Genomic DNA, 12,857 nt, shown 5'->3' with positions numbered 1-12,857 from the left:
GGGAAGTCATCACGTCACTGGTGCCGGGTTAAACACCGCCAGCTGGTTATGTAATCCCCATTGATCCGAGAACGTTTTCTTCCGCCCGCTTGCCACGTCCAGAATGAAGTGGAATAGCTTCCAGCCCACTTCCTCAATGCTCTCTTCTCCGGTGGCGATGGTTCCCGCGTTGATATCCATTAAGTCGTACCAGCGGTTTGCCAGCTCGGTGCGCGTCGCCATTTTGATCACCGGGACTGCCATCAGGCCATACGGCGTGCCGCGTCCGGTGGTAAAGACCTGTACCGTAATGCCGGATGCCACCTGCTGGGTGCCGCAAACAAAATCGCTGGCAGGCGTTGCCGCGTAGATCAGGCCGCGTTTGGTCGGCCGCTGTCCCGGAGAGAGGACTTCCACAATCGCGCTTTGGCCGGATTTAGCAATCGAACCCAGGGCTTTTTCCACGACGTTCGCCAGGCCCCCTTTTTTGTTTCCCGGAGACGGATTCGCGCTACGGTCGGTTTTACCCATGTCGAGATAGTTATCGTACCAGGCCATCTCCTCAAGCAGGCGCTGGCCCACTTCTTCATTGACGGCGCGCGGCGTCAGTAAATGGATGGCATCACGGACTTCGGTCACTTCAGAGAACATCACCGTCGCACCGCAACGAACAAGCAGGTCGGACGCGAAGCCCACCGCCGGGTTGGCCGTCACGCCAGAGAACGCATCGCTGCCGCCGCACTGGGTTCCCACCACCAGGTCAGAGACGGGGCAGGTTTCGCGCTGGCGTCGGTTGAGCTTATCGAGATGACGCTCGGCAACCTGCAGAATATCGTCGACCATAGACCGGAACCCAATGTGGCGTTCGTCCTGCAGGCGTACAATGCTGGCCTCGTCTGCCGGAATGGCTTTGACGTCTTCGGTACCCTGCAGCAGACGCTCAGGCTGCAGTTTTTCGCACCCCAGACCAATCACCATCACCTCGCCGCCAAAATTCGGGTTGAGGGCAATATTATGAATGGTACGGATCGGCACGACCGCCGCTGGCGCGTTGATCGCTACGCCACAGCCATAGAGATGGTTCAGGCCAACCACGCCATCGACGTTCGGGTATTTCGGCAGCAGATCGCGTTCGATGATTTTCACCACGTAATCCACCACGCCCGCCACGCAGTGTACGCTGGTGGTGAGACCAAGAAGATTTTTGGTACCGACGCTGCCGTCCGGATTGCGATAGCCTTCAAAGGTATAGCCTTCCAGTGGGGGAAGCGGTTCCGGTACGCGGGTGGCAAGTGGCAGGGTGTTCAGCGGTGGCGCTTTTGGCAGTTCAACCAGCGACTCCTCAATCCAGCTTCCCTGCGGAATTGCGCGTACGGCATAGCCGATGACTTCACCGTAACGCACGATCTCCCCATGGGCAGGAATATCGACCAGTGCGACCTTATGCCCCTGGGGAATATGTTCAATTAACGTCAGTCCGTCCGGGAAGCGTGTTCCCGCTTTTAAGCCATTGTCATTGACAATAATCGCCACGTTATCCGTATCGTGAACTTTTATATAAAACGCCGTCGGCGATGCCTCTCTCATTTCAATATCGGCCATTATTCACATTTCTCCGGCAAAGTGTCAGATAGTAAATTTAACCCGTTGGATAATCGTTTTATTCTCGAGGAAATAAAGAATGTCAGCAGAAGACCGGTAAAAATGTGATCGCGATCGCGTCAGGCTGACTAATCCCTGATTCTGTGCATTAGCGCCCACAGCGTTGGGCAGATGCTCAAAATGGCGTTGAAATGAGGCGCAATACTTGAGCATAAAAACAATGTGCTGTTGTGAAGTGACGATTATACTGAAGGACGATTTTATATTGCCAACATTCAGTCAGAGAAATAAATATAAAAACAATATGTTTCGCAATAAATAATCCCGGCTCAAACTGCGGAATTAAAAAGGTATAAGTGATGAATAACAATATCTTCCCGAATACGTTTAAAGCGGCCCTTGCGGCGCACCAGATCCAGATTGGCTGTTGGTCTGCGCTGGCAAACCCAATAAGTACTGAAGTGCTGGGCCTTGCTGGTTTTGACTGGCTGGTGCTCGACGGCGAACATGCGCCAAATGATATCAGCACCTTTATTCCGCAACTGATGGCCCTGAAAGGCAGCGCCAGCGCCCCGGTGGTGCGAGTGCCAACCAATGACCCGGTGATCGTCAAACGTTTGCTGGATATCGGATTCTACAATTTCCTCATCCCGTTTGTGGAAACCCAGGAACAAGCGGCGCTGGCCGTGGCGTCAACGCGCTACCCGCCGGAAGGGATCCGCGGCGTCTCCGTCTCACACCGCGCCAACATGTTCGGCACCGTGCCGGACTACTTCGCGCAGTCCAATAGCAACATCACTGTTCTGGTGCAGATTGAGAGCCAGCAGGGGGTTGATAACCTCGACGCTATTGCAGCCACAAACGGTGTGGATGGTATCTTTGTCGGCCCAAGCGATCTGGCTGCCGCCTTTGGCCACCTGGGCAATGCCAGCCACCCTGACGTGCAGCGTGCGATCCAGCACATATTTGCTCGCGCCAAAGCACACGGTAAACCGAGCGGCATACTGGCGCCGGTTGAAGCCGACGCCCGACGTTATCTGGAGTGGGGAGCCACCTTTGTTGCCGTCGGCAGCGATCTCGGGGTGTTCCGCTCAGCGACGCAGAAATTAGCGGACGCTTTTAAAAAATAACCATCATTGAGGAAACAGTTATGACGCTGAAAGTGGGTTTTATTGGCCTGGGGATCATGGGTAAACCAATGAGTAAGAACCTCATCAAAGCGGGTTACTCACTGGTGGTCTCCGATCATAATCCGCAATCTGTGGCCGAGGTGATGGCGGCTGGCGCAGAAACAGCCTCCACCGCCAAAGCGATTGCTGAGCAGTGCGATGTCATCATTACCATGCTGCCAAACTCCCCGCATGTTAAAGAGGTCGCGCTGGGGGAGAACGGCATCATTGAGGGCGCGAAGCCCGGCCTGGTGCTGATTGATATGAGCTCTATCGCACCGCTTGCAAGTCGTGAAATCAGCGAGGCGCTAAAAGCGAAGGGCGTGGATATGCTGGACGCGCCGGTCAGCGGCGGTGAGCCGAAAGCGATCGACGGCACGCTGTCGGTGATGGTCGGCGGGGATAAAGCTATTTTCGATAAATACTATGACCTGATGAAAGCGATGGCAGGCTCCGTGGTGCATACGGGTGAAATTGGCGCGGGCAACGTGACCAAGCTGGCGAACCAGGTCATTGTGGCGCTGAACATCGCCGCGATGTCTGAAGCGCTGACGCTGGCAACCAAAGCGGGCGTTAACCCGGACCTGGTCTATCAGGCGATTCGCGGTGGTCTGGCGGGAAGTACCGTGCTGGATGCCAAAGCGCCGATGGTGATGGACCGTAACTTCAAACCGGGATTCCGTATCGACCTGCACATAAAAGATCTGGCGAACGCGCTCGATACGTCCCACGGCGTAGGCGCACAGCTGCCGCTGACCGCGGCGGTGATGGAGATGATGCAGGCGTTGCGTGCAGATGGTCTGGGCACGGCCGATCACAGCGCGATTGCATGCTACTACGAAAAACTGGCAAAGGTAGAAGTTGCGCGTTAATTACGTCTTGCCTGCACCTGAAGGTGACAGCGGCGCGCAAACCCTCTATACTGCGCGCCGAAGCTGACCAGACAGTCGCCGCTTCGTCGTCGTCCCTTTCGGGGGAGACGGGCGGAGGGGAGGAAAGTCCGGGCTCCATAGGGCAGGGTGCCAGGTAACGCCTGGGGGGGAAACCCACGACCAGTGCAACAGAGAGCAAACCGCCGATGGCCCGCGCAAGCGGGATCAGGTAAGGGTGAAAGGGTGCGGTAAGAGCGCACCGCGCGGCTGGTAACAGTCCGTGGCACGGTAAACTCCACCCGGAGCAAGGCCAAATAGGGGTTCACATGGTACGGCCCGTACTGAACCCGGGTAGGCTGCTTGAGCCAGTGAGCGATTGCTGGCCTAGATGAATGACTGTCCACGACAGAACCCGGCTTATCGGTCAGCTTCAACTTCTTTAAAAACAATAAGTTGATGTATCTCAGGCACTTAGAAGCATAAATGAGATACAGAATGGGATACATCAACGATTGTTACCTACCTCATACGCTTCAGCGTAACGGCGTTTTTTACGCTTACTTCAGATTGTCTGATAATCAATTTTTCCGTTGCTCGCTTGGTACGGATAGCCCACGCCGATGTCAGTTCCTGATCTCCCGACTAACGCCATTCTTCGCTCTTTTGCGATCTGGTACTATCCACCGCGATCAGTTACAGAGAATCATACGAATGATGAAAAAGCTATCCCAGCATGACATTGATGCTTTCGTAGCCGCGCAACATGCAGAGATTTATGGCTATGTTGAGAATATCCCCGCCGACGCTCGCCAGCGAAAAATAAGGGGAGATGTAACCCCACCGTTATCACCAGATACTGGTCGGGCGTTCGCACAGTTTTTTCAAGAGTTCTATGAAGATCAACTCTTCAACGGCGAAGCATCCCCGACGGAATCTTTTTTTCTTGAGTCTCTGGCTCAGCGTTTCGATATTTCAGGTATGGAAAGTGCCATTGTCGCCACAGCGTCAAAGTACGATATTCTTTTGCACCAGTCGCAGAAGGCCAATGCAGCTTTTCTGAGTAAAGATTTTTCGACGTACTCCCAGATCCTCAACGATCTGAAACAGAAAATCCCTCTACCTGTCGCAGTGTCTCCGGTTGAAGATTCTGCGCCAGCCATGACATTGCAAAAGGCATGGGATGGTTTTCTGGTGTTCAAATCAGATTGGAATCCGAAGATTCGGAAGGGGAACGAAAAGTACTTCATGGTCATCAGAGAAGTGCTGGGGGCTGATACGCCAGTGGACAAAATCACCCGCCGCGATATCAAAAACTTGCTGGAAGTGGTGGCGGGTCTACCCCGTCAGAACAAGAAGCCATATAACAAGATGACGGTTCGGGAGTGTTTAGATTTGGATGAGGTTCCCGAGGATGACCGTGTGGCACCGAAGACCGTTAAAGATTATCTGAAGCTATGCCAGGGGTTGTTCTCTACTTATCTAACATCTGAAATGGATATACTGGCATCTTCACCGACGCTAAACGTTCGTTATGAAGCACACAGCAAAAGCTATGGAGACTACAGCAAAACAGAAATGCGCAGGCTGGTGGCCCATTTCAAAAATCTATCAGGTTGGAAAAAGTGGATACCGCTCCTCCTTGCCTATACTGGTGCACGTCGGGCAGAGATCGCCAAACTAAAGCGTTCGGATGTTCGTCTTGATGATGATTCCCAGCGTTACTACATCATGATTGATGATACCAAAACCGAAGCAGGTACGAGGCAAGTACCGCTATCACTTCATCTGCTTGATCTTGGATTTTTGGACTATGTAGAGGGATTCTCTGCTGGCGATTCGCTTTTCCCTGACCTCACTAACTTCAACCAGATCACCCACTTTTTCCACGATATTCGTGAGGTTCTTGAGATCCCTTATCTCAATGATTATGGCGCTCGCCGCGTCGTGCACAGCCTTCGCCACACATTTATTACAGAAGCGCGAAAAACTAACGAGCTTACGCCAGTTCAGAAGGTGGTCGGACATGAGCATAGTGGGGAAGGGCAAACCCAGCGATACACCCACAAGTTTACTGTGACGAATTTACTTCCAGTGGTTGATGGTATTTGCTGGGACTAAACTCTCATCAACCTTCCTGTAAGTGCAGGGGGGATTCCCCCTACTTTTATAAATTATGGCAAACAGCGTGTTTTTCTCATCAGGTACGCCACCGCTTCCAATGGTTTAATTTATTGATTTTAATAGTGAAACTCATAAAGTGCTTGACAAATGAGAATGATTCGTGTTATTATGTAATTAAGGGGAAGATTTCCCCGACATCCCACCGAAACACATAAAATCCCGCAGGTGCCAGTTTCTGCCTCTTCTCCTTGGTAGGCTGGATCAATCCGCTTGCGGGTTTTTTATTACCATCAGGAAATCATTATTTGGAAAATAAAAACTTAGCGTCAATCGACGTAACGGACTCCGCACGTCTGCGCGGCAAGGTTGACCACACCACATGGCACGCGTGCAAATCGCGGCTAAAACTGCTGGGCCTGCCACAGACACCGAAACGAATCGGCTTCCTTCTCTGGCTGGAACACCAGCAACATCACGTCTTCACCTTTGAAGAGTACGTGGAGAGATGGGGCTACAACAACGCCCATCTGCATCTCAATGAGTATGAAAAAAGCGGACTTATCCATCATCGCGACGAGTATTTTCTTAGCGAAACTGCCACCAGCACCGATAGCCCATTCCGCTGTAAGTGCTGCAAGTCCATAAATCTGAACAAAATTCTTAAAGCAAAGGAGCGCATTATTAATGAAACTAACTAAAGAACAAACAGCCCTCATCCAGCGTCTTTATGACGAACGTATCACGCAAGCGGAAAAAGTAGCATTGTCCGAAGTCAGCACCACCATCGTCTTCAACGAGGTATTCCCGCTGGTCATCACTAAGGCGGCTGCTTATCTGGACAACGGTTACATCCTCAATCCTCAAGCCTGCAACCATTATCAATCTTCGCCTTTCTTCGAGGTGAGCATGTTTAAACCGGAGATTCTGCTGGTACAGGAACGCCAGGAGGCTGTAGCGGCGGCATCTGAACGTCTGAAGTCGGATATCGCCGCAGAAGTGTTGGAAATCGTCCGTCAACAACGCCAGCGAAAGCAGGAAGCAGCAGCAGCCGAACAGTCAGCCAAAGACGCTATCACTACTGAACAAGCGATCTTCGCAGCATTCGAGGTGTGATGGTAGACGCACAATTTCAACAGTTCGCTATGCCGTCAGATTCCCGGCGGTTAGCCTCCCGGCAACGCCCGGCTTACAGAGAAATGATGTCCTCACTCCAGGATGGTAAAGACCCGATTACGGGCACCAGACTAAATTCTCCATGCATCGACCATGACCACGATACAGGGACATGTAGGTTGGTCCTCAATCGCTCAACAAACACGTTTGAGGGAAAGGTGCGAGCCTTCCTAATTCAGCAGGGTTGGAAGCCGCAGCAGTTCGCTCAGCCGTTATTTGATGCATGGTTGGGACGTAATGACGCAGTAACCACGCAACTTTATGAGTTCGCTCTGGAGATCTGGCCCTACCTAAGCTGGGAACGCTTCCTAACGTACCTCCGAAATCTCGCCGTTTACTACGGGACAGCATGGGCGTACTACGACCACTTGCTTTATGAAAAGCCTTCAAAAACAGGATGCTAAGCCATGCAATTAATCGTTCCAAAAGACATTGAACAATGGCTGGACAATACGCGCGAACACCGTTCACGCGCAGCACAGATTATTAAACTTTTATACGACGCACAGGAGCACGACACCTATGACACAAGAGACGACCACACACACAGCCACACCCCCACCCCCAGTTGAAGCCTTCTCGCTTCACCTGCGTAGCCAGGGATACGCCCTGATTTCACTGCCTGGTGGCGTTAAGTTGCGCAACATCAACACAGGCACCGATCATAGTCTCGATTCCCTTGCGGTACATTACGCTCGTTTTTCAGGGAACTCATGGAATCCACTATGGCAGTCCGTTGTATTTCGAACACTTCCATACATTGCCCAAAGTATCTTCAATCCGGCGTTGCCGTCTGGCCTTTCTGACGATGGGATTCTTAATACATTTCGCAAATTCTCCAGTGACAAGTCTCCAGTAGACATCCTTACACCATGGTTTGAATACTTGGTGAGGATGTTCCCTGATGGAGACGATCGCGCCAACGTCTGCGCTTGGTTAGCTCACTGTTTCCAGCGCCCAGAAGAGCGTCCAACATGGCATCTTGTGATCCCATCTGATACCGGCACGGGCAAAGGATTTCTCTTCCAGAAAATACTTTCACCGCTGCTGGCGGGGCAAACAAAGCATTATTCGAGCTACTCCCAACTAACCGAAAAACATAACGGCGCGTTAGCCGATAATCTGATAATTGTTTTCGATGATCCTCCGAAAGCAAGCCGCCGAGTTGCAGAATCACTGAAGTCTATACAGACCGAACCAACAGTGGACATTAGACCGTTGTACGAGAATGCCCGTAAGGTAGCGACATACACGCGATTCATGACGTTTAGCAACAGTCCAACGCCAATAGAAGTTGACGATAACGACCGCCGGCACTATGCGACACACTTCATTAAGCACCAAGTGGATCACGATGAAACAGCAGCATTCATCGCACGCCTTAGCGACTGGTTAGAAGCTGGCGGGCTGGAGGCCGTCTATCGTTGGTTCATGCAATACGATCTCAGTGACTTCAATCCATACCGACCACCACACAGCGCAGCGTTGGAACGGATGAAACAGGCAAGTGTCTCCCCGGCAGAGTCAGAAGCGGCAGTATTCACCGAAAGCCACCAAGTGTTCTCTTTCAATGCTTTTCGTGAAGGTTGTCCGGCATTTAGTCGGGACAATGAAGCAACGGATTGGCTAAGTAAACACGGTTATACCAGCGCAAGATTATTCACACTCACTCGATTTAAGGACACTCCGTTAACAAAGGGTGCGCTTTGGTATCATTCTGACATGGATAAGGGACACGCCCGTGAATGGTATCTGTCGAAATACTACCCTCAGATCGAAGCTGCATAACAGCCCTAAAACGGCCCTGACAAAATAGAGCCGTACTATCCCAGCCCTTGGGAAATAAGGCCTAAACGGGGCAAGCGTCCCTAACGGCCCTAAATCTTTTTTTCTTATTCATTAAGACTGTGACAACCCAGTTGGAACATAACACGTGTCCAATCGTTCGTTATGCGTGGCACCTTGGCTAATGGCGAAGGTCGCCACCACGACGAAAACGCATGTTTGCTTAACAACTTCGTGTAAACGCGAAATTAAAAAAACTTATCTATCCCCTGATCCGAGGAATGTCGGACAGGATTCATCATTCCCCCAAATGGCGCAGTAGAGCGCCGGAGACTTTATCTATGGCAAGACAAAAAAACTCTGAAATTGATGCTCAGTTAAGAGCGTTGGGTGCACCAACAGGCGCTATAAACGGTGTTTACAACGAATGGGAGGGATTGCCTTTCGTAGAGGTAGTTCCTGGTTTCTTGGTTTTGCAGCAGGATCTGAACGATGTAATCCTACCAGCAGAATCGCGTGAGCCGATTAATTACGATCTGGAAGAGTTCTATCTGAACGTGAGTGGAAACCGAGCGTGGCGCTGGCGTATTGAAGATGGGCGGTTTATTGCCTCTACAGGCACTTGTGATTGATAAAAATGTACGGCAGGAGTGGCGTTTTCATCACATTGCTGTGCACTTACTTTGCATCATCGGTTTGAAAGGTTTTGGTATACGGACATTTCCCCTTAGTTACGTAGGTGAAGAGGTAATTGCTGTTCTGATACGTGCATAGCGTTTTCCCGCTCTCCGTCGTTTCCTGCTGAGGATCGGACATTGTGATCTGCTCTGCTGCCACAAACTGCGAGAACAATAGCCCTGATATCGCCAATATTACTCTTGTCACAAACTTTCTCCTTTGATTCCGTTGTCAAAACCCATCGCTCCCAACAACTGTGCATAGGGATTATAGTTTCAAGATTGATCAATTTAATCGATCAATTCAATGGAAATCGATCGTTTTTATCAATTGATGGTTTTATAATGACTCCCGATGAATACCTAACTCACAGCAAAAAGGAAGACCATGAAAAGATTGATTCTCGCGGCGCTGATCGTTCTCCCCTTCGCCTCAAGTGCAACCACGTTCACCTGTAAGGCGATCCAGGAAGGGCAGATCGATTCTGGTAGCCAAAAATCCTCAGTCGAGACTCGTCTTGATGTTCAGGACAAAAGCATGAAAGTGAGCATGGGTGGTAAAACCTGGCGGCTGGGTTTCATTGGAGAGAAAAGTATTGCGAAGATGTACGCCACCCCAGACGGTGGAATAGCGGTTACTTACATTGACAACGGGAGTGATCCTGTTTTCGTTATGCGCCCAACTAACAACGACGGGCAGACCGCTATCTATACGCTTAGTTTGTGTTCTGAGGCTTAAAATTAGGCGTGAGCAATCACGCCATTTCCTTCTTGATGCGGTAAAAAGTGGCGCGTGATACTCCAGCCAGTTCCATTACTTTAGCGGGTTTGTGTCCTGCACTGAGTAAAGATTTAACAACCTCCCGCGCCCTTTCATCCTTAGCTTTACCGACATACACACCAGCCTCTTTTGCTTTCTCGATACCTTGCTTTTGACGTGCACGTCGAGTCTCATAATCCTGACGGGCCATAGTAGCCAGCATATCGATCAGCATGTTATTTACTGCTGCCATAATGCCATCCACCACAGATGACGATTTATCCCCTTGAAGCATTTTCCACGAGGTGGGTAAATCCACCACTACCAGCTTCAGTCCCTTATCTTGGATGGTACGCTTCAAACTTTCCCATTGGACAGCCTCCAGACGACTCAGGCGGTCAATAGACTCCACCAGCAACAAATCCCCATTGTTAGCCTCATCAAGCAACAGCGATAGCTGAGGACGTTCAAGGGAAGCCCCGGAAGCATTCTCGACATATTCCTTACTGATAGCCCAACCACGCTCCCTTGCAAACTCACGCAACGCCGGGACAGCACGTGTGGAATCTTGTTCTCTGGTAGAGGCTCGTGCATAAATTAGGACGTTCATCTTTTGTCTCTTTGAGGTTTTACTTCAACACTCAAAGTATACAGCACACATGAAACGTTATCAATTCTATACTACCAACACCCTATTGATACTAAATATCACGTTGTCAGTGAGGTATACCCAAAAGAGAAAGTACCTATAGTCTTTTATCAAGAATGATTCTCATCAACTTACTGCGGAATTTGTGGTGTGTTTAGCAGTGAGGAACTATTTGTTGTGCAAGTAAGCGAGACAATAGAAAACCGCCCGAAGGCGGTTAAAGAACCCTGTATCTAACTGCGATCAATGAATGGTCGTCTATCGGACCAGCTCGCTCGATACGTTTATAGAGGCTGGATGCGAAACTTGAAGGGTTTTCTAATGTTTTCGGTGAGAAACGTGGTCTTTTTTCCCAAAATGCATGTGTACCATCTGACATCAAATATACGAATGCTTCGTCACGGTCATTAAGCAGCTCATCATGAGGGATAAAGGTTTGCTGGAAATCGAGCGGGATCGCATTCGCGATTGCCGTAGTGAGAGTATTCTTGCCCGGCAACTGTTTCAGCTCACTCTTGCTGTATATTTTATCATCAAGTAGCTTCTGGTGCTGGGTGTGGTCTTTGGTGATTTGTTTGAGTTTAGAATCCGTTTTCACATACAAACGACAATCCCCAACATGTCCAATATGAAGGCCCTCATCATCAACAAAACAAAATGTCAGCGTTGTAGCTGCGTGAGAAAACTTGATGTTCATCTCAGACAATGAAGAAACCCCCTCCTTGAGAGAAAGAAAAAGGCTCGTCATATTTTGCAGATTTCCCTTTCTGACAAGTTCAGGTAGCTCTCTTATAGCTGATTGAGACGCGTTTTGTGCACCGTCATACGATCCAACGCCATCAGCTACAGCAATCAAAAAACCATTATTGATGAGTAGTGGTGGAAGGATGGTATCTTGATTTTCTCTGCGTGGCTCTTTCGAGAAGGAGAACAAGCCACAAGTTAATAATTCAATCATAACCCATTCCCTATAACTATTTTTTCCAAGTCTGCGAGCATTTCATGCACAGAACTATGTCTTTTGGGCGGCTTCCTGGCTGTACTTTTCGTAACCAAGTCATCTACACCCGGTATTGCCCCTAAGTCCATGTCTTCAATGAGGACACCTAAGGCAAAGATATCTGTTTTTTCTGAATAGATCCCAGCAAAAACCTCTGGAGCCATGTAACGTTCGGTACCCATGATTGCAGCTACCTTTGTTATCACCTCCGACTCGGCTTTTTGATCCGCATTCTTGACTAAACCGAAATCAGAAATTTTGTAAGTTCCGTCAGAAAACCTCAAAACGTTTTGAGGTTTTAAATCTCGGTGCCAATAGTTGTGATCGTGAAGGTATGCAACGCCTTCCAGTGTCATGCGAATGGCGCTGATCTTATCTCTTATTGTCATTTCGCCTGAACGCAAAGCCGTTACCAAATCTCCTTCGGCTAAATCCATCACAAACCAAGGCTCATCACCAACCAAGTGATGAAGATAAATAGGCACAATATTAGTATGCTTACAGTCCGCTTGGTAAGTGACCTCTCTTTCGAACCTACGGATGAATTCATCTCTATAGGCTGGGTCTTGTAGCGCGAAGACTTTTCTTGCATATGCTCCGCAGGTGTGACCTTGGTAATTTTGGAGCCGAATCTCTTCAACGTAGCCGAACCCGCCCTTACCAATGCGCCTTATCGGCTTGATAACATAGTTACCATGTGCATCATCCATTTTCACTTCCCGTGCTGGCACTTAATCGTGTGATTTTACATCAATCTTTCTGACGAAGCATATGCAAACGTCATTGTTTCTGAAGATCATTAAACCAAAAAAATGCTCACAGATATTTGATACGCTTGCCGGTTTATAGCAGGGTACGTCAAAAAAATCGGGTTAGATGGTTTCTCCAACCGCGCAACTTCAAATGAGATACAGAATGGGATACATTATTGGCTACAACCCGCATTCCACCGCTTCTGGTGCTTGATTGCATGGGATACAAAGCTGACTTATCGGTCAGCTTCAACTTCTTAAAAAACCCCGCTTCGGCGGGGTTTTTGCTTTCAGGAGGTTGTAGGTCGGTTAAGTGCT

Annotated in this window: 13 protein-coding genes and 1 other RNA gene; 9 read left to right on the top strand and 5 right to left on the bottom strand. The window is 49.6% G+C overall.

Annotated elements, in window-relative coordinates:
- Positions 1-9: 9 nt before the first annotated feature.
- Positions 10-1,581, bottom strand: a complete 1,572-nt coding sequence (gene garD / locus L3068_RS20045) for a galactarate dehydratase (RefSeq protein WP_117581450.1) — start codon at positions 1,579-1,581, stop codon at positions 10-12.
- A gap of 359 nt (positions 1,582-1,940) precedes the next feature.
- Between garD and garL the strand changes: the two genes are divergently transcribed.
- The 8 genes from garL (at position 1,941) to L3068_RS20005 (ending at position 9,333) form a co-directional block, all read left to right on the top strand.
- Entirely contained in the window at positions 1,941-2,711 is a 771-nt protein-coding gene (gene garL, locus L3068_RS20040) for a 2-dehydro-3-deoxyglucarate aldolase (protein WP_023337841.1), read from the top strand.
- A 20-nt stretch (positions 2,712-2,731) separates the two neighbouring features.
- Complete coding sequence (garR, locus tag L3068_RS20035; RefSeq protein ID WP_023331370.1) at positions 2,732-3,622, top strand: 2-hydroxy-3-oxopropionate reductase; 891 nt, start codon at positions 2,732-2,734, stop codon at positions 3,620-3,622.
- A 59-nt stretch (positions 3,623-3,681) separates the two neighbouring features.
- Positions 3,682-4,058: RNase P RNA component class A (gene rnpB, locus L3068_RS20030), an RNA gene on the top strand.
- 275 nt (positions 4,059-4,333) lie between these two features.
- Positions 4,334-5,740, top strand: a complete 1,407-nt coding sequence (locus tag L3068_RS20025; protein ID WP_233467356.1) for a tyrosine-type recombinase/integrase — start codon at positions 4,334-4,336, stop codon at positions 5,738-5,740.
- A gap of 308 nt (positions 5,741-6,048) precedes the next feature.
- Positions 6,049-6,441: a hypothetical protein gene (locus tag L3068_RS20020; protein WP_003844871.1), complete on the top strand. Its 393-nt coding sequence runs from the start codon at positions 6,049-6,051 to the stop codon at positions 6,439-6,441.
- On the top strand, positions 6,428-6,856 hold the full coding sequence (locus tag L3068_RS20015) for a hypothetical protein (protein ID WP_064179037.1): 429 nt from the start codon (positions 6,428-6,430) through the stop codon (positions 6,854-6,856). Before L3068_RS20020 ends, L3068_RS20015 begins: the two co-directional genes overlap by 14 nt.
- A 582-nt stretch (positions 6,857-7,438) precedes the next feature.
- Positions 7,439-8,704, top strand: a complete 1,266-nt coding sequence (locus L3068_RS20010) for a primase-helicase family protein (protein WP_227660981.1) — start codon at positions 7,439-7,441, stop codon at positions 8,702-8,704.
- Between the two features lie 338 nt (positions 8,705-9,042).
- On the top strand, positions 9,043-9,333 hold the full coding sequence (locus tag L3068_RS20005) for a hypothetical protein (RefSeq protein WP_063155291.1): 291 nt from the start codon (positions 9,043-9,045) through the stop codon (positions 9,331-9,333).
- A 46-nt stretch (positions 9,334-9,379) separates the two neighbouring features.
- Here L3068_RS20005 and L3068_RS20000 read toward each other — a convergent pair whose 3' ends face one another.
- A complete protein-coding gene (locus tag L3068_RS20000) occupies positions 9,380-9,586 on the bottom strand; it encodes a hypothetical protein (protein WP_064179039.1) in 207 nt (68 codons plus the stop codon).
- A 180-nt stretch (positions 9,587-9,766) separates the two neighbouring features.
- Between L3068_RS20000 and L3068_RS19995 the strand changes: the two genes are divergently transcribed.
- On the top strand, positions 9,767-10,117 hold the full coding sequence (locus L3068_RS19995; RefSeq protein WP_048998060.1) for a hypothetical protein: 351 nt from the start codon (positions 9,767-9,769) through the stop codon (positions 10,115-10,117).
- Between the two features lie 16 nt (positions 10,118-10,133).
- Here L3068_RS19995 and L3068_RS19990 read toward each other — a convergent pair whose 3' ends face one another.
- The 3 genes from L3068_RS19990 to L3068_RS19980 all read right to left on the bottom strand — a co-directional run bounded on the left by L3068_RS19990 (position 10,134) and on the right by L3068_RS19980 (position 12,497).
- Positions 10,134-10,748 carry a recombinase family protein gene (locus L3068_RS19990; RefSeq protein ID WP_105604601.1) on the bottom strand — a complete coding sequence of 205 codons (615 nt, stop codon included), beginning with the start codon at positions 10,746-10,748 and terminating at the stop codon, positions 10,134-10,136.
- Between the two features lie 256 nt (positions 10,749-11,004).
- A complete protein-coding gene (locus tag L3068_RS19985; protein ID WP_064179341.1) occupies positions 11,005-11,745 on the bottom strand; it encodes a PP2C family protein-serine/threonine phosphatase in 741 nt (246 codons plus the stop codon).
- Positions 11,742-12,497: a serine/threonine protein kinase gene (locus L3068_RS19980; RefSeq protein WP_047355789.1), complete on the bottom strand. Its 756-nt coding sequence runs from the start codon at positions 12,495-12,497 to the stop codon at positions 11,742-11,744. Before L3068_RS19980 ends, L3068_RS19985 begins: the two co-directional genes overlap by 4 nt.
- Positions 12,498-12,857: the final 360 nt, after the last annotated feature.

The sequence above is a fragment of the Enterobacter cloacae complex sp. ECL414 genome, assembly GCF_021869685.1.
Classification (GTDB): domain Bacteria; phylum Pseudomonadota; class Gammaproteobacteria; order Enterobacterales; family Enterobacteriaceae; genus Enterobacter; species Enterobacter kobei.
Note: the sequence above shows the minus strand (reverse complement) of the source record. Positions and strands in the feature narration are given on the sequence as shown.